The sequence below is a fragment of the Desulforegula conservatrix Mb1Pa genome (assembly GCF_000426225.1).
GTDB lineage: Bacteria > Desulfobacterota > Desulfobacteria > Desulfobacterales > Desulforegulaceae > Desulforegula > Desulforegula conservatrix.
In genome coordinates, this window is the sequence record NZ_AUEY01000037.1 from 1 (window position 1) to 21,422 (window position 21,422).

General features: G+C 41.1%; 20 protein-coding genes. 13 read left to right on the forward strand and 7 right to left on the reverse strand.

Features of this window, described 5'->3' with window-relative positions; translation table 11 throughout:
* Together K245_RS24420 and K245_RS0113110 are read left to right on the forward strand one after the other, a co-directional pair.
* The coding region (locus K245_RS24420; protein WP_035277215.1) for a transposase at positions 1-275 on the forward strand (275 nt) is incomplete at its 5' end.
* A gap of 371 nt (positions 276-646) precedes the next feature.
* Positions 647-1,321: a LysM peptidoglycan-binding domain-containing protein gene (locus tag K245_RS0113110; protein WP_198013891.1), complete on the forward strand. Its 675-nt coding sequence runs from the start codon at positions 647-649 to the stop codon at positions 1,319-1,321.
* A 485-nt stretch (positions 1,322-1,806) separates the two neighbouring features.
* On the opposite strand, the gene K245_RS0113120 is transcribed toward K245_RS0113110, so the two are convergent.
* Positions 1,807-2,541 carry an RNA 2'-phosphotransferase gene (locus K245_RS0113120; protein ID WP_027359631.1) on the reverse strand — a complete coding sequence of 245 codons (735 nt, stop codon included), beginning with the start codon at positions 2,539-2,541 and terminating at the stop codon, positions 1,807-1,809.
* A gap of 118 nt (positions 2,542-2,659) precedes the next feature.
* Here K245_RS0113120 and hemL point away from each other — a divergent pair, with 118 nt between their 5' ends.
* Both hemL and mpl read left to right on the forward strand, forming a co-directional pair.
* The gene (hemL, locus tag K245_RS0113125; protein WP_027359632.1) at positions 2,660-3,946 is read left to right on the forward strand and encodes a glutamate-1-semialdehyde 2,1-aminomutase; all 1,287 of its coding nucleotides are present in this window, start codon (positions 2,660-2,662) and stop codon (positions 3,944-3,946) included.
* Positions 3,947-3,966: 20 nt separating this feature from the next.
* Positions 3,967-5,391, forward strand: a complete 1,425-nt coding sequence (mpl, locus tag K245_RS0113130; RefSeq protein ID WP_035277217.1) for a UDP-N-acetylmuramate:L-alanyl-gamma-D-glutamyl-meso-diaminopimelate ligase — start codon at positions 3,967-3,969, stop codon at positions 5,389-5,391.
* Positions 5,392-5,809: 418 nt separating this feature from the next.
* Here the strand turns inward: mpl and K245_RS0113135 are convergent, their stop codons facing one another.
* From K245_RS0113135 to K245_RS24430, 6 genes are all read right to left on the reverse strand, one after another.
* Positions 5,810-7,006, reverse strand: coding sequence for a hypothetical protein (locus K245_RS0113135; protein ID WP_027359634.1), 1,197 nt, complete (start codon positions 7,004-7,006; stop codon positions 5,810-5,812).
* Between the two features lie 239 nt (positions 7,007-7,245).
* Positions 7,246-9,312, reverse strand: a complete 2,067-nt coding sequence (locus K245_RS24425) for a response regulator (protein ID WP_051284114.1) — start codon at positions 9,310-9,312, stop codon at positions 7,246-7,248.
* A 96-nt stretch (positions 9,313-9,408) separates the two neighbouring features.
* Positions 9,409-9,972: an elongation factor P gene (gene efp / locus K245_RS0113145; RefSeq protein WP_027359635.1), complete on the reverse strand. Its 564-nt coding sequence runs from the start codon at positions 9,970-9,972 to the stop codon at positions 9,409-9,411.
* A gap of 37 nt (positions 9,973-10,009) precedes the next feature.
* A complete protein-coding gene (locus K245_RS0113150; RefSeq protein ID WP_198013892.1) occupies positions 10,010-10,777 on the reverse strand; it encodes a beta/alpha barrel domain-containing protein in 768 nt (255 codons plus the stop codon).
* A 262-nt stretch (positions 10,778-11,039) separates the two neighbouring features.
* A complete protein-coding gene (locus K245_RS0113160; protein WP_027359638.1) occupies positions 11,040-12,152 on the reverse strand; it encodes an HD domain-containing protein in 1,113 nt (370 codons plus the stop codon).
* Between the two features lie 3 nt (positions 12,153-12,155).
* Positions 12,156-13,070 (reverse strand): serine protease, encoded by a 915-nt coding sequence (locus tag K245_RS24430; RefSeq protein ID WP_051284116.1) that lies wholly within the window; start codon positions 13,068-13,070, stop codon positions 12,156-12,158.
* 135 nt (positions 13,071-13,205) lie between these two features.
* Here K245_RS24430 and coaBC point away from each other — a divergent pair, with 135 nt between their 5' ends.
* The 9 genes from coaBC (at position 13,206) to K245_RS0113210 (ending at position 21,385) form a co-directional block, all read left to right on the forward strand.
* Positions 13,206-14,402, forward strand: coding sequence for a bifunctional phosphopantothenoylcysteine decarboxylase/phosphopantothenate--cysteine ligase CoaBC (gene coaBC, locus K245_RS0113170; RefSeq protein ID WP_027359639.1), 1,197 nt, complete (start codon positions 13,206-13,208; stop codon positions 14,400-14,402).
* A gap of 38 nt (positions 14,403-14,440) precedes the next feature.
* Positions 14,441-15,115, forward strand: a complete 675-nt coding sequence (locus K245_RS26685) for a uracil-DNA glycosylase (RefSeq protein ID WP_051284117.1) — start codon at positions 14,441-14,443, stop codon at positions 15,113-15,115.
* Positions 15,112-15,723 (forward strand): 5' nucleotidase, NT5C type, encoded by a 612-nt coding sequence (locus K245_RS0113180; RefSeq protein ID WP_232223827.1) that lies wholly within the window; start codon positions 15,112-15,114, stop codon positions 15,721-15,723. The genes K245_RS26685 and K245_RS0113180 overlap by 4 nt, the downstream gene beginning before the upstream one ends.
* A 6-nt stretch (positions 15,724-15,729) precedes the next feature.
* Positions 15,730-16,665 (forward strand): tyrosine recombinase XerC, encoded by a 936-nt coding sequence (gene xerC / locus K245_RS0113185; RefSeq protein WP_027359641.1) that lies wholly within the window; start codon positions 15,730-15,732, stop codon positions 16,663-16,665.
* Positions 16,666-16,705: 40 nt separating this feature from the next.
* Positions 16,706-17,242: an ATP-dependent protease subunit HslV gene (gene hslV, locus K245_RS0113190; RefSeq protein ID WP_027359642.1), complete on the forward strand. Its 537-nt coding sequence runs from the start codon at positions 16,706-16,708 to the stop codon at positions 17,240-17,242.
* A gap of 4 nt (positions 17,243-17,246) precedes the next feature.
* Entirely contained in the window at positions 17,247-18,626 is a 1,380-nt protein-coding gene (hslU, locus tag K245_RS0113195) for an ATP-dependent protease ATPase subunit HslU (protein WP_027359643.1), read from the forward strand.
* Between the two features lie 13 nt (positions 18,627-18,639).
* Positions 18,640-18,972: a PAS domain-containing protein gene (locus tag K245_RS0113200; RefSeq protein ID WP_027359644.1), complete on the forward strand. Its 333-nt coding sequence runs from the start codon at positions 18,640-18,642 to the stop codon at positions 18,970-18,972.
* 105 nt (positions 18,973-19,077) lie between these two features.
* A complete protein-coding gene (gene argB, locus K245_RS0113205; protein WP_027359645.1) occupies positions 19,078-19,950 on the forward strand; it encodes an acetylglutamate kinase in 873 nt (290 codons plus the stop codon).
* A 244-nt stretch (positions 19,951-20,194) separates the two neighbouring features.
* The gene (locus K245_RS0113210) at positions 20,195-21,385 is read left to right on the forward strand and encodes an acetylornithine transaminase (RefSeq protein WP_027359646.1); all 1,191 of its coding nucleotides are present in this window, start codon (positions 20,195-20,197) and stop codon (positions 21,383-21,385) included.
* The last annotated feature ends 37 nt before the right edge of the window (positions 21,386-21,422 follow it).

Sequence of the window (21,422 nt, forward strand, 5' to 3'; positions counted from 1 at the left end):
AGCACGAACCCCATGTTACTGGAGGTGGTAAAGCAGCTGTAGAGCATCCATCCTTCAAATGGGTCAATATAATACTTGGTAACTTAAAAAATGCGCTCAAAGGTACTTATCATGCAATTAATCGCAAGCATGTTCCGCGGTACCTGGCAGAATTTCAGTACAGATTCAATCGCCGATATGATCTGCCGTCCATGATTCACAGACTGATTTATGTTGCTCTTAGGACTCCACCCATGCCATCAACCATGCTTTCTATGGCTGAAGCAGAGTGGTAATCAGAAAGATTTATTTTAGAAAGTAAATATGATCAATGAACAAAGCTGATCAAAACAAGACCTTGAATCACCGTAAACAACAAATCTTCAAGTTTTTTTAAGAAGCGTATTGAATTTTTTTTAATATTGGTTCATGAAAGATAAGTCCTTTTGGTGTGCAGCCTTTCATGCCGCTTGGCTTCGTACTTAAACGGAGTCAAAAGGGGCTCTAAAAAATAGTTTTTGGCTTTACAGATTAAGGATGCGACTAATGACTATTTTTTCTTATTTTAAATTAAGGTTTCGAGATAGCTCTTAGGCTCTGCAATTATAAAAAAGTTATAGATATTCATAAGCAATTAAACAATATAATGGGGTTTGAATATAAAGAAATGAACTCAGAAAATGAAAACCAGGATAACTCGTTCAGCATGGAAAAAGAATATATGGATGTCAGAAGAATGTCTTCTAAATCATCCCAGGATGTTCTTGGCAAGATCGAAAAACCGCTGATGGTGATGGGCGGGTTGATAATTCTTGGAGCCTTGGCTTTTTTCGTTTGGACGCCATTTAAAAACAAGACCAACGCACCTGATCCAGCTCTTGAAGCGATCAAGGCACTTGAGGCCAGAGTTCTTCAGCTTGAGCAGACCATTGTTACCATCAATGAAAAACTTCAGGTTTCTTCGTCTGATGAAATAAAAGCAAGGCTTGATAAAATAGAATCGTCCGCATTCCAGAGAATTGATGCTCTTGAGCAGAAGGCGGACCAGCTGTCCGCAAATATTTCATCTGCAAGAAAGCAGGTAGCTGCTGCAGAATCAAAGCCTGCGGCTGATAAACAGAAAGATTCCGCCAAAGCAAAGCAGGCTGTAAAAAAAGATGCCCCGGCTAAGCAGACTAATTCTGCTGCCAAAGCCAAGTCAGCGACACATCTTGTCAAGTCCGGTGAGACAGCGTATAGCGTAAGCAAGAAATATGGGATGACTGTGGATGAACTGAGAAAAATGAACAACCTAGGTGCATCAAATACAATAGTTCCGGGACAAAAACTAAAAGTCAAATAAGTCCGAAAATATTGTTTACCAGAGCGCTTTCTGAATAGATCAGAAAGCGCTTTTTTTTGGCTATGTTTCCCTTAGATGTTAAAAATCGAAATACTAAACCTTTTTGTAACACTGGATATTGTGGATTTTTTTGTAAAAAGATTCTTAAGTCCTCTCAAAACTTTATATCTTATAATTATCAGACGCAAATGTCCTAAAATTGTGTACGCACTGCTTACTTACCTGAAAGTTTTTGAGGAGCTTTTTTTTTAAAGCGACTCGCCGCAAGGCAGCTTCTTTATTAAAAGTCTTAGTTAGCTATTTGAATCATAAAGTATTCCATACTTGATGGAGTCGCAAAAGTCTAAAAATGGCTTAAGAATCATGTCGGGCTTGATCCGACATCCAGTGTTTTCAGATATTTCTGGATTCCGGCCTGCGCCGGAATGACACGGAAATCGGACTTTTTGCGACCTTGCCATACTTAACTGGAACAGAACCTTTTTTTATTCATCAGGCCATGAATTCATTTTTTCTTTTCTAAGTCTTTTTTTTGAATTCTTCCAGTCACCTTTTTCCCTTTTCTTGCTATTTCCCTCAACCGGCTTCATTAAGAAACTTCCTGGATTAGTAATTTCGGCTTTTGGGGAGGGTTTTGGAGCATCTTTTTTTGTCTGGGTTCCTATTATTTTTTCAAGAGGAGGGCCAATGATGCAGGAAGCCGGTATATGTCTTGAAGCATAGAGATTCTCACCTATCCTGCTCAGATCAACACCTTTATCAGAAGCGATTGTGGTCGGGATTGTCAAAAGAACAGGGTGTCTGTCTTTTCTTTTTCCGATTCTTAAGGCCATGCTCTGGTCGGAAGATAGGGCTATATGGCTGTTGCCATGGTCAGGGTAAATCCCCTTTTCAAGGATATGACCATAAGTTCTTTTTTTGACTGCATAATAAAGGAGTTTTGGAATTGTATTCTCAAATTTTTCAATGCCGCTTCTATCAATGGCTCTTATTCTGTCATCTGATGTTTCAAAAAGTGATTCGTTAGATGATATTAAAACTTCTCTAATATGAGAATCCCTTATGAATCTGTAACCATCTTCCTCGCTGATGGCCCTGGCAAGGTCAGTGATTTTAATAAAACCATCAATATCAAGTAAAATTCCGAATTCATCAGGCCTTTTGCCCAGAACATAAAAAAGGAACTTTTCAATCTGTTTAACATTTTTGGAATGATTCATTGTCTTGCCTTGACCCTTGATTGCCTAACTTGTATTGTCTTGGCCTGTATTATCTTGTCACTTACTATCAAGCAGAATAAAAGACTTTCTGTCAATGATTCTATGAAAGGTTACATTGATGAAAACAGATGTTTCAAGAATATTATTTGATAAAGCCAGAAATCTGATTCCTGGTGGTGTAAACAGTCCTGTCAGGGCATGCAGATCAGTGGGCGCAGACCCTCTTTTCATATCAAAAGCTTCGGGCTCCAGAATTTTCGATGCTGATGGCAATTCATATATAGATTATGTCGGTTCATGGGGCCCCATGATTCTTGGTCATAATCATCCTGAAGTTGTTGATGCCATCCGAAATGCTCTTGAAAATGGAACCAGCTTTGGTGCTCCGTGTGAGTTTGAAGTGGAACTTGCATCCCTTGTTTCAGAAATTGTGCCTTCCCTTGAAATGGTGAGGATGGTTAATTCAGGGACCGAGGCAACAATGAGCGCCATCAGGCTTGCAAGGGCCTATACCGGAAGGGAGAGGGTTATCAAGTTTGATGGATGCTATCACGGTCACGCAGATTCTTTTCTTGTTGAGGCTGGATCTGGGGTTGCCACATTGAATATCTCTGGAACTCCGGGCGTGCCTAAATGTCTTTCAGAGTTGACCATGTCTGTTTCCTATAATGATTCTGAATCGATCCAGAAACTAATGGAAACTGTTGGCAAAGAAGTAGCCTGCATAATAGTTGAGCCTGTGGCCGGCAATATGGGGCTGGTCAAGCCTTTGCCCGGATTTCTTGAATTCCTCAGAAAAATAACAGAGGAATATGGGGCGCTTCTAATTTTTGACGAGGTTATGACTGGATTTAGAGTGGCTCTTGGCGGCGCTCAGCAGCGTTATAACATAAAACCTGATTTAAGCTGTTTCGGTAAAATAATTGGAGGCGGCCTTCCAGTTGGTGCTTATGGTGGCAGACGCGACATAATGGGGATGATTGCGCCTGTTGGTTCTGTTTATCAGGCAGGAACCCTTTCCGGGAATCCTCTCGCCATGGCTGCTGGTGTAGCTACATTAAAACAGATCAAATCACCCGGATTTTATGAAAAACTTGAGAAGACCACATCTTCTCTTGTTGATGGTCTCAAGGCAGTTGCAAAGGACGCTGGAATTCCGGTTTTTGCTGATTATGTCGGATCAATGTTCGGGATGTTCTTCACCGAAGGACCTGTAAACAGTTTTGCTGATGCCAAAAAATCAGATACAGATTTGTTTTCAAGATTTTACCGTGAAATGAGGGATAGCGGCATTTATTTAGCTCCTTCTCAATTTGAGGCAGGTTTTGTGTCTTCTGCTCATACAGAGGAAGATATTAAGCTAACTGTTGAAACGGCAAAAAAAGTGCTTGCCAGAATAATATAAGAAAAGGCAACGAGGGAAATATGCTTGACCCCGTAAAAAACCAGATACCATCTGACAGCAAGACAATTCATTTTACAGCAGTGTGCGGCACAGCCATGGGCGCTCTGGCTGGAATGCTCAAGGATATGGGATATTCTATAACCGGATCTGATCAGGATGTATATCCTCCAATGAGCGTGTTTCTGGAACAGAAGGGTATAAGAGTAAGTTCTCCGTTTGATGAAAAAAATCTTGATCATGAGCCTGATCTGGTTGTTGTTGGCAATGCTATAAGCAGAACAAATCCTGAAGCTAAGGCCGTACTTGAAAAAAAGCTAAATTACTGTTCCATGCCCCAGGCAGTAAATGCACTCGCTTCTAAAAATAAAAAACAGCTTGTTATAGCCGGAACCCATGGCAAAACCACGACATCTTCGCTCCTTGCCTGGGTTCTTATGCAGGCTGGCCTTGATCCTTCCTATATAATAGGAGGAATCATGAAGGGGATCGAGAGTAATTACCGTATTGGAGACGGTGAGTTTATCGTTATTGAAGGCGATGAATATGACACGGCTTTTTTTGATAAAGGCCCCAAATTTCTTCATTACAAGCCTTACAGAGCAATTCTTACAGGCGTTGAGTTCGATCATGCTGATATTTACAGGGATCTCGATCATGTAAAAACATCATTCAGGGCTTTTGCCGGTATAATGCCTGAAAATTCAATTTTTTATTCCGGCGATATGTATCCTGAAACAGAAGATGTGCTTGCCACGGTTTCCTGCAATCTTTCAAATTATGGTTTTTCTGAAAACTCTGCTTGGCAGGCGAGAGATATCATTATTAATCCGCCTTTCACAGATTTCAGTGCATTCAGGGATGGTAAACTGTACTCAAGATTCAGTCTGAATATGATGGGATATCATAATGTCTATAATGCGCTTTCTGTTATAGCCGTTGCAGAAAGTCTTGGTATTGACGCTGATTCAATATCAGGTGGACTAAAAACGTTCCCTGGAGTCAAGAGAAGGCAGGAAATCAGAGGTGTAAAAAACGGAATTACAGTTATGGATGATTTTGCCCATCATCCTTCTGCTGTGAAGGAAACACTCAGGGCTGTACAACCCTTCTTCATCCCAGGTCGTGTAATAGCGGTATTTGAACCAAGAACCAATACAAGCATGAGAAAAGTCTTTCAGGATATTTATCCTGATGTTTTCGGAGATGCGGATGCTGTCTTGATCAGAAAGCCCTCAAAGCTTGAAAAGGTTCCTGAAGCAGAAAGATTTTCTTCGGAAAAAATGGTTGCTGATCTGATTGAAAGGGGTAAAAACGCCCATCATTTTGATGACACAGACTCAATACTTGGTTTTCTAAAAGATTATGCTGTTTCAGGAGATTTGATCATTGTCATGTCAAACGGCGGATTTGACAACATTCATGAAAGGCTTCTGGAATTACTCTGATTTAAAAAGGCTCTATTCCTGTTAACTATTTAATATTTTTAATAAAAAAGTTGCTTTGTATGGTTAAATTGCCGTCAAAAAAGGCCGATTAGTAGGGTGCTCAAGCTCTAAGGCTTGCGCACCAGATGCGTGTGCCTTCGGCGAGTCGCTTTTTAGAAAAAGCTCCGCAAAAACTTTTAGGTAATAAGACGGAGCATATCCAAATTTAGGGCATTTGCGGCTAATCATAATAAAAGCATAAAGTTTTTGAGGGGACTTAAGGGACTTTTTACAAAAAATTCCCCAAGATCCGGAATTACAAAAAGGTTTAGTATTTCGCTATCTAAAAAGGGCTTGGATTTACCAAGCCCTTTTATGAACTTAAAAGATGTCTTTTAGAAAACTATTTGCGATGAATAATTAGGTTTTCTTGCTTATCTTACCAGCGCATTTTGAAATCAAAAATAACAGACTGATCAGTAATGTCTTTCATCTCAAAGGACTGTTTATAGCCAATGGATGCTCTTATTTTATCAGTGGCGCTGAATGAAAATACTCCAAGCATTACTGTCTGGTTTTCATAATCAGATATTGCATCGCCCACGACCTGATGTATTCTGAAAACTTCTCCTCTGAACGAAAGCTTGTTTGGCATGATGGAATAGAAAACGCCCAGAGAAGGGGTTATGGAATGTTCCGGATCAAGATCGTTGAAAGAGTCTGATACCCATCTGAGTTCTTTTGGAACAAGGTCAGAGGGGATATCTCTTTTGATGACCTGATAACCGAGACCGGCATTAAGGCTGAGTTGATCATTCAAAGCATAAGCGTATTTTGCGTTTGTTCCCATACCGTAATCGAGAAATCCGCCTCCATCAGGGAAAACTGATGATTCCATATAAGTCAGGCCAAGATTGACATGAAAAGTCACTTCTGTGAGGGACTGGCTCATATACCAGCGTTTTTTGAAATGAGGGATAAAGGAAACATTCTGATATGTAGAATCCACCTGATCATCTACATCAAGCTGGCGGAAAGGTATTGTTATGCCGACCGACTTGTCGTTATCAGTACCGAATTTGTTGTCATAGGTAAGTAGTCCGCTTCCGCCTGTTGCGTCTGATTTGTCTATTTCCATAAAATCATACTGGCCTTTGAGCACAATATCCCTGTTGGATACCGGAATAAATGAAATTCCGAAATTTTCAGGAGATCCGAGGGTGGCGCTGAACAGCTGCTGGGTTGCCATTTGGCCGTTGGTCATGCCGCTTATTGCTGCGTCTGGAGCGTTACCGAATATAGCCTTCATGAGTGCATCTTTATTTTGCATAGACCATGCAATTAGAGCTGGTTGGGTTCCATTAAAATTCAGATTAACTCCGTTGCCTTTAACACCGAGATTGATTGTGTCTGTTCCACCAAAGTCGTTAACAACCCCGTTGTTATTTGTAATTACAAATTGAACACCCGAATTGTAAAGCGTTGCTTGCTGTGTTACTCCAGGAGTAATTGTGTTTCCTGAAGACAGGTCTCTGAAAATGTTTTCCCATTCATTCGCTGCATAGGCAGCTGGGCTGATAAAAAAAAGCGCAGAGAGAACCATTGGAATAAGTTTGAAATAGCGTCTTTTGATCATAATTATCCCCTTTGTCTGATGTAAAGTTATGGATTGTTAAAAGGCTTATAAATTAAATCAATGGACGGGACAACTTTTTTATTCCGCAATGCACTCAAGTCGAGATCTGTATCTGAATATAAAAGTTTGCTTGGACGACGTTGTGCGTCCTTTGGGGTAGAAGAGCTTTGACGAAGCCAATTTTTTGTAATCAGTTGGATTCAGCTTGAGAGCTATTCGGTTATTTTTGTTGGGCCGCTTCAGCGGCGGTCTATAACCCATTTTTTGATCATCTCGTATAACTTTTCACGCTTTACAGGCTTTATCAGATAATCATTTGCACCTGCATCATAGCAGGCAGTTTCATCTTCTTTCATAATGCTTGCCGTGAGCATTATAATGGGAACCAGTTTAACTGTTAGCCCATTGCCCATTGAAGATATGGTCTTTTCCCAAAATCTTATTGATTTGACTGACTCAATGCCATTCATAACAGGCATCTTGAAATCCATTAGGATTATGTCAAATTCAGAAGGATTGGATGTATAGATTTCAAAAAGTGTTTTGCCGTCGCCTGCGCTAATGACGTGATAACCAGCTTTTTGGAGAACTGTGGAGGTGAGTCTCCTGTTGACTGGATTATCTTCTCCCAAAAGTACTGTTATGTTTCTTTTTATATCTTCTGAGATTGAATGTCTCGTTAAAATTTTATTTTTTGCAATTATTTTGGTTGATTCATCATCTCCATTACTCTGACTGATCAGCTTGCTGAGCATCTGGAGGAGATTTGTCTTTTTCACAGGCTTTGTCAAAAAACCGTTGAAACCGGCATTTTCGCTTTCAGTTGCAGCTCCGGGTATTGGCGTGGAGAGAACAAGAAGAGGGATTTCTGAAAAAGGTGATGTCGAAATTCTGATTGCTTTTGCAATTTCAAGACCGCTCAGTCCTGGCATGTCAGAGTCAAGTATGCAGATATCAAAAGGATCTGAAACTGAAGTCTCAAGCACAGGCAGGACTGAATCGCCCTTGCTGAGGCATGTTACTCTCATTTCAGCCTTGGAAAGCTGATTGCTGATGAGTTCAAGTAGCGTCTGGTTATCATCAACAACAAGGACTCTTCTGTCCTTGAGATTGAGCTGTATAGGTTTCGGATTGTGAATTTCTCTGACAGCTCCGACTCTTGATGAAAAATTGAAAACAGAGCCTATATTCGGTCCCTTTTCATACCAGACATGACCGTGCATCATTCCCGCTATTTTTCTGCATATTGAAAGACCAAGACCGGTACCTCCATACTTTCTTGTTGTTCCTGAACTGACCTGTCTGAATGGTTCAAATATGCCTTCAGCAAGATCATCCGGTATTCCAATGCCTGTGTCTGCTATTGTGGCAAAAAGCATGACATTGAATTCATCTTCGTTTACGGCTGAAAGGCGAAGTTCGATCTGGCCGTTTTCGGTGAATTTTGCGGCATTACCCATTATATTCAACAGAACCTGACGAAATCTGTGAGGGTCTCCGCATACCATAGAAGGGACAGTATCGTCTATGCAGCATATCAGTTCTATTGTTTTGCCGGTCAGTCTCGGCCTTATCATGTCACAGACATCGTAGCAAAGGAGCTCTGGGTCGAAATCGATATTTTCAAGCTCCATGAGGCCCGCATCCATTTTGGTGAAATCCAGTATGTCATTGATCAGCGAAAGAAGGGTTTCACCGCATTGTCTGATTATTCCGACATACTCATTCTGCTCAAGTGAAAGGCTTGTATCAAAAAGTATTTCCGTAAACCCGATTACACCGTTAAGTGGTGTCCTGATTTCATGACTCATATGTGCCAGAAATTCGCTTTTTGCTTCAGAGGCTTTCTGGGCTTTTTCAGCAAGCTGGCTTGCAAGGCCTAAAGCCTCTGTAAGCCTTGTGTTTGCTGCTTTAAGGTCAAGATAGGTTCTCTTTTCCCTGTCTATTCTCTCGATTCTGGCCCATAACTCCCTCATTTCAAAAGGTTTTGTGACATAGTCAGAAGCTCCTGCATTTATTATGTCTGTATATGCATAGTCTTCTGAGTAAGCTGTCATGATTATGAAAGAAATGTCAGGTCGGTCTGCAACCACCCTTTTCATGAGAGAGATGCCGTCCATATCAGGCATGACAATGTCTGATATTATGAGATCAAAATGCTGTTCCTCAAGTTTTTTCAGTGCCTCGCTTGCGTTATAAGCAATTTCGGCAAGATAATTCTTCCTTGAAAGAAAGCCCTCAATGACCTTGCACAAAGAGGTCTCATCATCAACTATAAGAATTTTTCTTATGTGGGATTCAGTCATTTAGAAATTCCGATGAAAGGCAAGGGTTTACAGCCAAACCTGTCCTGTTTGAAGAACAGGTCAGGCATTGGCCATATTTTAGCTTTAATAATACAACTAACTTTTTACACGTTCAACGTATTCTTTTGTACGCGTATCTATTTTAAGAATTTCTCCCTCTTCAACAAAAGGAGGAACCTGAACCTGGAATCCTGTTTCAAGAATTGCAGGCTTTGTGCTTCCTGTTGCAGTATCTCCCTTTGCCCAAGGATCTGATTTAACAACCTTGAGTTCCATGAAGTTAGGAAGAGTTACTCCTATTGGTTTGCCGTCAAAGAAGAGAACTGAGCATACTGTGTTGTCTTTGAGCAGATCAAGGGTGTCGCCCATCTGATCTTTTGAAACAAATTCCTGCTCAAAGGTTTGGGAATTCATGAAGCAATAGTTATCACCTTCAGCGTAAAGATATTCCATGTTTCTTTCTTCAAGGTTTGCTTCTTCGAATTTTTCACCTGAACGGTAGGTCTTATCGAACTGAACTCCGGTGATCATGTTTTTGAGACGGCATTTATATAATGCCTGACCCTTGCCAGGCTTGACGAATTCAAACTGGACAATAGCGAATGGGACCCCATCTATCTGTATTTTAAGGCCTTTTTTTAGATCTCCTGCTTCGTACATCTTTCTCTGTGCTCCTGTTTATCATTATATTCAAAAATTATTTGCTGTTGCATTTTATAGCAGCGCGTTTTGCTTCATTAACAAAAGCAGCCACCCTGTGTAAATCTTTTTTAAATCTCAATGGTTTTCCGTTGTTATCAACCGCATTGGTCAATGTGCAGCTGTCAACCCCATAAGGCCTGATATCCACTGCAAGATCATAAATATTTTCAGGTGAAAGGCCGCCTGCAAGTATTACTGGAATAACGCTTTTTTCAACAAGCTCCCTGGATTTTGAAGGAGAGCACAGTTTACCCGTTATCCCTACATATCCCGGGACTGGTTGAGCATCTGAATGATCGTCACCTGATCCGGAAATGAACGTGTCTGTGAGAAAAAAATCAGAGTATGGTTCGAATAAGTCGGCAATTTCAAGAAATGGAACTTCTGTGGCAGATCCATCTACAGGTATCGGTATTGACCTCATGATCTTTATTTCAGGAAATCTTTCCCTGACCTGTTCCTGAAGCTTAATGAATCTTGAACATGTTTTTTCAATATTATCAAATGGAAAAAGAGCCTCACAGAAATGGACAATATCAGGGCCGTAATATTCGAGCGTTGCAAATACAGCGTCAGGCTCTGAGAATAATGGAATGAGACTGCTTGTTGCTCCGAGGCTGCCAGCTGTTTTTACAGTGTCTTTTATTTCTGGAAATTTCCATGATGATGAAGACAAAATAACGCTTCCGATATTATTTACCCCAAGTTCAATAACTTTTTCGGCTTCCTGAGGAGTCTGTATTTCATAAATTTGAACAATCATTTTTTTCCATCTTTTCTTTAAATTATACTCATCAATGTCACAGGTTGAATATTTGAAATCATTCAGGCCTTTTAAATGGCAAGCCTGTTGTTGCATTCTTACTGGGAAATCCTTTTGAAAAAGGGTTTCCCATATCTTTCCCAAAATTTTTATGGTTTTTATTACGGGTTGAGAATATGTGTTTTTCAAGCAAAAGAAACCATAACCGAAAAGTTTTTGCCAAGCTTTTTACAAGAAGCGGCCATTGCTCTTTCATAAGAGTTCAAGTACCTTTACTGCCTGAAATAGCCTGACACCTTAGCTCACGTATCTTTGACGCTGATTTCTCTCCAAGATCCCTGAATTCTTCGGGCAGTTTTACTTTCAGGATTGTTTCCATATCTTTTTTGGCAATTACAAAATAATCGTTTTGCTTATCTGCTGCACTTAGTTTGAATACTTCTTCAAAGAGTTCATCTTTTAAAAGTGATGTAAGCATATCAACCCTAGTCCCGGGTCTCAGATCTCCATAAGTTCCGGCTTTCATGTGCCAGAGAGAAGCGGTCTTCCCTGCTTTTATAAATGCCTTGGGAAGTCTTAATCTCTGACCGATTCTTTCAGCAAGCTGTACCCCTGTTTTTTCATGGCCATAATGATGGGGCAAAATTTTTTCATCCGTAAGGGATTTGCCCAAATCATGGCAGAATCCCATCCATACAAGAAGCTTATCCCCTGCAAGCCTGTCCATGACATTATATGTATGCTCAAGTAAGGAACCATTATGATAGGGTTTAGGGCCAGCAGGTATTTGCGGAAAGTTTACAATTTCTTCCAGCCAGGGATTTAAACTGTCTGTTGAAAAGAGCAGTTTCAGGAACCTGGATGGCACAGGCGCGGCAAAGGCCTTAAGAACTTCCATTCCGACCCTCTCAGCTGTGATTGAGGAAAGTATTCCTTTTTCAGATGTTTTCTTCATTATTCCAGTAAGCTCATCAGAAATATAAAAATCAGGAAACTCTGCAGCGAATCGTGCTGCCCTGAAAACCCTTAAAGGGTCATCAAAAAAATTCTTTTGATTTACTGGTCTAAGGATCTTGTTCTTGATATCTTCAAATGATTGAGGGTGGGAAAAAATTCTGCCTTCATCATCTTCGGCAAGGGCATTTATTGTAAGATCCCTGGATCCGAGATCCTCTTCAATATTTTTTGAATGAGACAGGGTATATTCATTCCCATCAAGTATATAGACAGCTTTTTTTTTGCCAACTGGTCTGGCTGACGGGAATCCGGCCAGAAAGCACTTTTCATCTGTTCCAATGACAACATAATCCGTATCATGGATAGCTCTGTTCAAGAATCTGTCTCGGATGCTTCCTCCTACCTTATACAATTTCATCACTTATCTCTCAAATACTGAAGATATGAAGCAAGAAGAAGGTGAAGACGATCCCTTTGGCTTTGGTTCTGGTTCCGGCTGAGGAGTTGTATCCGGAACATATTTACGTATAAATGATTTTAATTCAGATACCCTTGCATAGACCCCGTAATATCCGGGTTTGGCACAACCTTCACCCCAGCTTGTAACACCTGCGAGCAGCCATTTTGAATTTTGATTTATAACAAGAGGCCCACCTGAATCTCCACTGCATGTATCTTTGCCACCGGTAAGGTATCCGGCGCACATCATGGTTCCTGTTATTTCTTCATAAAAAGCAGCATTACACTCTTCATTCGTCACTATCGGAAGATTTACCTGTTGCCTTTTGTGTGCCGCTGAAAAAGAATCATTTGGTCTTGTGTATCCCCAGCCTATCGCTGTTGCTGTTATTCCTGCCAGATCTCCTCCGTTTTCATATAAAGGTAGCGTTTCCGTATCTGTCGGAGTTTCAAGTTCAATAAGGGCAATGTCATTATTATAGGTCAGGGGGATATAATCAGGATGCATTATGATTCTTTTGACTTTGATTCTTTTGCCTTCATTTGATCTTAGGTCGTGGGCTCCAACAAGAACTTCAATGTCCTGGGGCAGAAGTTCTGCGGCAGATCCTTCTTTTATGCAGTGGGCGGCCGTTAAAACCCAGCTCTTGTCAATTACGGATGCTCCGCAGAACTGGGCGTCATAATTTGAAGGCCGTGCTGAAAAAAGAATCCCTGCCATCCATGGCCAATCGGTAGCGCTCGATTCTGTTCCGCCCACTATTTTGGGTATTGCTTTCCCATTTGAATCAAAGCTTTTAACTTCTTCTGACCATGCCTTTAAAACCGGCAAAAAAATCAGTATTAATAGAAAAACTGTGTACTGTCTGATTTTCATGGGGTTCCTTATGAGTTGAAAGAGAAATATTAAAAATATACCTTATCTTTTCTTAATTATTTGCTAAAGGATAAAAAGCATATAATTCTTCTTTGTTTTTGATTTTTCTGGTTTTATGGCTCGTTCGGAGGGTTCGTGGGATTACTTCAAAATAAGCTGATCGTAATTGGCGTATCAGGCGGAATTGCCGCATATAAAAGCGTTGAGATTCTAAGGCAGCTTCAGAAGGAAGGTGCTTCTGTAAGGGTTATAATGACCAGAAATGCTGCTGCATTTGTCGGCCCTTTAACCTTTGAGGCTCTTTCAGGCTATTCAGTATATATGGATGTGGTTGAAAAGGATGTCTCAGGGGAAATAAGACATATATCATGGGCTGACAAGGCCGATGCCGTAATAATTGCTCCTGCAACAGCAAACATGATTGGAAAAATTGCAAACGGTATTGCAGATGACGCTCTTTCCACATTTATCATGGCTGTAAGAACTCCTGTTTTGATATGCCCGGCCATGAATTCCAATATGTATGAAAGCAGGGCTGTTCAGAGAAACTTAGACTGTCTTGAGGCTGACGGATTTCATGTGCTCGAACCTGATTCAGGCGAACTTGCCTGCGGTGTGACTGGTCCTGGGAGACTCCCTGATCCGCCTTTCATTGTTGACAGGCTTAAAAAAGTACTGAGTCCTTCGGATTTAAAGGGTAAAAGGGTGCTTGTCTCAGCTGGGCCGACAATTGAGCCAATTGATCCTGTGAGATATATAAGCAATCATTCGTCCGGTAAAATGGGCTACGAGATAGCAAGGGCTGCGGAGTACAGAGGCGCGGAAGTTAAAATGGTAACTGGCAAAACATCTCTTCCTGTTCCTTTCAATGTATCTGCTGTAAATGTTTTAAGCGCCGCAGAAATGTATGAAGCCATGATCAGAAATATGGATGATGCGGATATAATAATAAAAGTGGCTGCTGTGGCTGATTACAGAGTCAAAGATGTTGCCGAGCATAAAATCAAGAAAACTTCTGATGATATGATCATAAAACTTGAAAAGAATCCTGATATTCTAAAGGCTATCGGAGAGAAAAAGAAAAATCAGTTTCTTGTGGGTTTTGCTGCTGAAACAAGGGATCTCAGGGAAAATGCCCTTGCAAAGCTTAAATCCAAGAATCTTGATATGATTGTTGGAAATGTTGTTTCTGAAGAAGGATCAGGATTTGGCTCGGATACGAACAGGGTGACGCTTTTTTATGCTGACGGGAATATTGATCATATGCCTGTAATGGGGAAAGATGCTGTGGCTAACGCGCTTATAGACAGGATTCTGGCCAGAATTATTTAGATACGTGCCTCAAATAGACATCTTATGGGAAAAAGTCCATGAATCCAGTAATCGAAATTTTTGATGATGTTGATAATCTGCTGAAAAGTCTTGAAAAATCAGGCATAACGCTTCTTGAGAAGCCCGTCTTTACATCATCAAACCGTAATAATGATACTGGTTCAGCAAAATCCAATAGTGCGGCTGTTCATTGCCATGGTTGCAGTCTTTATAAAATGGGGTTGCCCCAAATAAAAGGGCAGGGAACAAGCATTCCAAGGGTTGTTTTTGTGTCTTCGTGGCCTGATGCAGGATGCCTGGAATCAGGCTCTCCTGTTTCAGGAGAATCTGGCGAGCTTCTGGAACGTATAATTAAGGCAATGAATCTTGAACCTGAGAATGTATATATTACCAATATTGTAAAATGCCTGCCACCCGGAGGCTTAATTCCTGTTGACTCTGATGTCTCATGCTGCATGAATTATCTTAAAAATGAGATTTCTGCCTTGAAACCAATTGCAATTATTCTTCTTGGCAGATTTGCAACTTTGGGATTTATAGGGAATTATCTGGCCTTTGAATCTATTGAAGGCAAGTTTCAAGAAAAGCATGGTTTAAGGCTTATGCCGACATATCATCCTGATGATCTGATCAAAGATGCATCGAAAAAACGAAACGTATGGGAGGCAATGAAAAAGGTCATGGCACTAATTTCATCAGGTGGTGAATCTTGAAAAAAAATGACCTTCTTATAGACTCTATTATAGATCAGGTTATAGATCCGGCTTTAACAGCTTTTGATTTTGACGGAGTCGTGGCAGACACAATGAATCTTTTTCTTGATATTGCAAGACATGATTTCGGAATAACCGGTCTGAAATACGAAGATTTCACGGAATACATGATTGAAGAGTGCCTGAATATTCCTCCGGACATTCTTGATGAGATATTTGATATGATCAATAATGGCTCATATAGTCATACGCTCAGGCAAATGCCAGGGGCTGTGGATGTATTGTGCCGCTTCGGCAGTTTTTCGTCTCCGCTTCTTGTTGTGACTGCAAGGCCGGATTCTGGTGTTGTCAAGGAGTGGTTTGCTAAAAATCTTGGTTCATGCCTTGATAAATGGGAAATTGTCGCAACAGGAACTTTTGAAGGGAAAAAGGATGTTCTTCTTGAAAAGGGAATCAGGTACTTTGTCGAAGATCGCCTTGAGACATGTTTTCAGATAGAAAAGGCAGGTATTGTTCCAATTTTGTATACACAGCCTTGGAACAGGAAAGAGCATTTTTTTATTGAGGCAGGCTCCTGGTCCGAAATTAAAAATCTTGCTGGTTTGTGATAGCTTATGGCTGACTCGAATATTAAAGACTTTCTTGATTTTCTTAAAAGTGAAAAGTCTTTTTCTGAAAACACATTCAGAGCATACAAAAGCGATCTTAACGAATTCATTGCTTTTGTTTGTCCTGTAAGTGATGAAATAAAAGAAGAAGAAAATGATGATTTGTTGTTAATAAGGAAGGTTAGTAGTGTAACTGCCCTTGAAATCAGGTCATACTTGGGGCATCTTTCAAAGAAAAAACTTAAAAAGACCTCGGTATCCAGAAAGCTTTCGACAATCAGGTCTTTTTTTCATTTTTTTGTCAAAAAAGGCATCATAGAAGATGATCCCACAGCCTATATCAGCAGTCCGAAAACGGAAAAGACCATACCCAAATACCTGACAGTTGACGATGCTTTCCGGGTTCTTGATTCAATTTGTGATGAAACGCTGAAAGGCTTAAGAAACAGGGCTGTTTTTGAAACAATTTATTCGTCAGGGCTCAGAGTATCAGAGGCTGCGGGTCTCAATTCTGAGAATATCGATTTTGATTCGAGGCTGATAAAGGTCATGGGCAAGGGATCTGTCGAAAGAATAATTCCGGTCGGTCAGAAGGCACTTGACGCCATTAATAAATATCGAGAAGCATTGTGCTTAGCATTTGATACAGAAAAAAGAAAAGATGGAACTCCGCTTTTTCTTAATCTTCGTGGAGGAAGGATCACCACAAGATCAATCGCAAGGATACTTGATCAGATAATGATGGAATGCGGTCTTCTGTTTAAAATATCACCACACTCATTGCGTCACTCCTTTGCGACTCACCTCCTTGATTCAGGTGCTGATTTAAGGGCTGTTCAGGAACTTCTTGGGCATAAGAGTCTGTCTACAACCCAGAAGTATACCCATGTTACTCTGGACAGACTGATGGAGGCATATGATAAGGCGCACCCTCGGAAATAATTACATAATGGGAAACCGTTTTTAACTGGAGCACATATTAATGAAAGAATCATTCCACGGAACAACAATACTTGCTGTCATGAGAAATGGGCGTCTTGCTGTAGCAGGTGACGGCCAGGTGACTCTTGGTGACAGCATAATAAAGCACGGAGCCAGGAAGGTAAGGCGCATATACGACGGTAAAATAATCGTTGGCTTTGCGGGCTCCACAGCAGATGCAATGACGCTGTCTTCAAGACTTGAGGCAAAACTTGAACAGTACGGCGGAAATCTGACCAGAAGTGCTGTTGAGCTTGCCAAGGAATGGCGGACAGATAAATATATGAGACGGCTTGAAGCAATGATGATAGCTGCTGAAAAAGACAAAATGCTGCTTTTATCAGGAAATGGAGATGTAATAGAACCTGATGGCGGAGTTCTATCCATAGGTTCTGGCGCTCAATCTGCAAGATCAGCCGCAGAAGCCCTTTTCAGGCATACGGATATGGACGCAAGGAGCATTGTGGAAGCATCTATGGAAATAGCCGGCTCAATATGTATTTACACAAATAACTCTGTCACTGTTGAGGAGTTCTGATTATATGACTGATTTAAAACCCATAGAAATTGTTAGTGAACTTGATAAATACATAATAGGGCAGTCGAACGCCAAAAAGTCTGTTTCCATAGCACTCAGGAACAGATGGCGCAGAAAACAGGTGCCCGAAGATCTTAAGGATGAAATTGCTCCTAAGAACATCATACTCATCGGTCCAACCGGAGTAGGGAAAACCGAAATAGCAAGGCGTCTTGCGAAACTAACAGGCTCACCATTCATAAAAGTAGAGGCTTCCAAATTTACAGAAGTCGGTTATGTAGGGCGAGACGTGGAATCTATGGTCAGGGATCTCCTGGAGCTTACCATTAGTCAGGTAAAGGCATCAGAGCAGGAATCCATGAGAGATAAGGCCAAGGTAATTGCAGAAGAAAAAATTCTTGATCTCATGCTTCCCAAATCAGGTAGCAAACCAGGTTTTGGTGAAGACGGTCAGAAAGAGGCACAGCTTGAAATTGTAGGAGAGAATTCAGGCCCTGAAACTGTTTCCACAAGGGAAAAACTCCGCAGAATGCTCAGGGAAGGCAAGCTTGACAGCAGATATGTCGATCTTGAAACCCAGGATAAATCCACGCCTTTCATAGAGATTTTTTCAGGAACAGGCATGGAGGATTTAGGTTCCAATTTTAAGGAAATGCTGGGCGGAATGCTTCCTAAGAATACCAGAAGAAGAAAAATGAAAGTTCCAGAAGCTCTTGAAATTCTGACCAATGATGAAGCCCAGGGGCTTATTGATATGGAAAAGGTTGTAAAGGCAGCCATTCATACAGTCGAGAATTCAGGGATTATTTTTCTTGACGAGATTGACAAGATCGCTTCAAGAAGTGGAGGGACAACAGGCCCGGATGTATCAAGGGAAGGCGTACAAAGGGATCTTCTGCCGATTGTTGAAGGTACGACTGTCAGTACAAAGTATGGCGCAGTTAAAACTGATCATATTCTTTTTATCGCTGCCGGTGCCTTTCATGTTTCCAAGCCTTCGGATCTTATTCCTGAGCTCCAGGGACGATTTCCGATAAGGGTTGAGCTTGAGAGTCTTTCGAGGGATGATTTTGTTAAAATTCTCACCCAGCCGAAAAATGCGCTTATTCTTCAATACACATCTCTCCTTGCCACAGAAAATATTGAACTTGTCTTTACTGAAGGGGCAATATCAGAGATTGCAAGGATAGCTGAAACGGTAAACGCCAGAACTGAAAATATAGGTGCCAGAAGGCTTCATACCATTCTTGAGAAGCTTTTAGAGGATATTTTATTCGAAGCGCCTGATATTGATAATAAAAAGGTTGTCATTGACACAGATTTTGTTATTGCAAAGCTCGAATCCATAAGTGTCAATGAGGATTTGAGCAGATTTATTCTATGATACAGGTGAAGGCATGTGGCAGAAAAAGGCAGATGTGGCTGTTACGGTCTGTGATCGTGATGGTTATATAATTGAAATGAACGAGGCATCATGTCGCATGTTTGAAAAGAGCGGTGGCGCCGGGCTGATGGGAAAGAACCTTCTGGACTGTCATCCTGGCAGTTCAAGACAGAAGCTCGAAAACATGCTCAAAACCAGAGAAAAAAATTGCTATACAATTGAAAAAAACGGAATCAGGAAACTGATTTATCAGATTCCGTGGTTTGATGAAAAAGGGGAGTATCAGGGATTTGCCGAAATGGTAATGGAACTTCCGAAAGATATGCCCCATTTTGTCAGAAAATAAATGAAATTATTTGTGATATTTTAGTGTATTTTGCTGCATCTATAAGAATTTTGAGGAGGCAGATAAAAGGCCGGATATTACAAATGAAATATACGGGAAAAAGTTATGGACATCAATGTTGCTGATATTCTAATCGAAGCATTGCCTTATATAAGAAAATTTACTGGAATGACCATTGTTGTCAAATATGGCGGTCACGCAATGGTTGATGAGCAACTTAAGGAAGATTTTGCAAGGGACATAACCCTTCTGAAATTCATAGGACTTAACCCTGTCGTTGTTCACGGCGGAGGTCCGCAGATCAATTCCATGCTCGATACCATGGGCATTGAAACAAGATTTGTGAGAGGGATGCGCTATACCTGTGAGAAGACAATGGATGTGGTTGAGATGGTTCTTGGCGGCAAGGTCAATAAATCTATTGTAGCCCAGATGAACCAGCACGGCGGGAAAGCTGTAGGGTTAACTGGCAAGGACGGTGGGCTTATTTTTGCTAAAAAAATGCAGATTATAAACCACAACGAAGCTGATCAGCCTGAGATAATAGATCCTGGTCTTGTCGGCGAGGTTGTAAGCGTTGATCCCCATCTCATAAACAGTCTATCATCCCAGGGATTCATTCCTGTAATAGCTCCTGTTGGCGCAGGGGAAAATGGAGAGACATACAATATCAACGCAGATGTTGTTGCATCCAAGATCGCATCGGCACTCGGCGCAGGAAGGCTTATTCTTCTTACTGATGTCGACGGTGTAAAAGGCGCTGATGGGAATCTTATTTCTTCAATAAAAACAGATGAGATTGTCAGGATGATTGAAACCGGAGTGATCAAGGGCGGCATGATTCCAAAGGTTGAGTTTGCGCTTAACGCTGTTCGTGAAGGCGTCGGCAAGGTGCATATAATAAACGGAGCAAGAAGACATACAGTGCTTCTTGAGCTTTTTACGGATCATGGTATTGGCACAGAGGTAACATTATAATTCTATTCCGCATTCAAGCCCTAAGCAATTCATGGCAAGGGTTGGCATCGTAGTCGGCTCCTCGACGTACAGAGGGCGTACGCCTGCGTAGCCCTTGTTATCATCTTGAATGCGAAATGGAATAAGAATAACTATTCAGCCTTCGCATTTTGGAAAAAATGAAGAGTTTTTTGCGGAGCTTTTTTACAAAAAAGCGACCCGCCGGAGGCAAGGGCTGATAGATTACAAAATATATGGAAATAAAATGAACGATATAATCAAAAAGTCGGATTCTGTAATATTTCAGACTTACGCGCGTTTTCCGATTGTTCTTGAAAAGGGTAAGGGATGCCGTGTCTGGGATACTGATGGCAAGGAATATATAGATTTTGTGGCAGGAGTTGCAGTTGTAAATCTTGGGCATTGTCATCCTGGAATAACAAATGCGATCAAGGAACAGGCTGAAAAACTTTTCCATGTTTCCAATCTTTATTACACTGTTCCGCAGACAGAGCTTGCCGAATGGCTTGTAGAACGCAGCTTTGCCGACCGTGTGTTTTTCTGTAACAGCGGCGCTGAGGCAAATGAAGCTGCAATTAAACTTAGCCGCAAATATTTCTCTGAAAAAGGAGAAAAGGGCAGGTATACGATCCTGACAATGACCCAGTCTTTTCATGGACGAACAATGGGAGCAATGTCAGCGACAGGACAGGACAAGATAAAGTATGGATTTGATCCCATGCTTGAAGGCTTTGATTTTGTACCGTTCAATGATATCGATGCTCTTTCCGCCAAGATGAGCGACAAGGTTTGTGCCGTCATGCTTGAACCTGTTCAGGGCGAAGGCGGAATAGTCTGTGCCGAGAAGGGCTTTCTTAAATCTGTGCGTGAGCTTTGCGACAAGCATGGCGCACTTCTTATTTATGATGAAATCCAGACAGGCATGGGCAGAACAGGTAAACTTTTTTGCCATGACTATGATAATGTAGCTCCTGATATAATGACACTCGCCAAGGGGCTTGGGAATGGGCTTCCAATAGGCGCTATGCTTGCGACTGAAAAAGTTGGATCTGCTTTCAAAGCAGGGGCGCATGGATCGACATTCGGCGGAACGCCTTTTATAACTGCTGCGGCTCTCGAAGCTTCAAGAATAATTGAGAAGGAAAGCATACTTGATAAATGCGTTGCCGCAGGTTCTTATTTCAGGTCAAAGCTTGACGGGCTGAAGAAAAAACATGATGTGATCGTGGATGTACGCGGAATCGGGCTTCTTCTCGGTGTTAAACTCAAAATTGAGGGGGCCCAGATTGTCAAGAAATGCATGGAAAAAGGTTTTCTTATCAATTGCGTTCAAAACGATACTTTAAGGTTCATTCCTCCTCTTGTTATTTCAAATGAGGAAATTAACCTTCTTATAAATTGTCTTGATGAAATACTGGCCGGTTTGTCAGCTTAAATAAAATTGTTTTGCATTGGAAACGAAAGGTGATGTT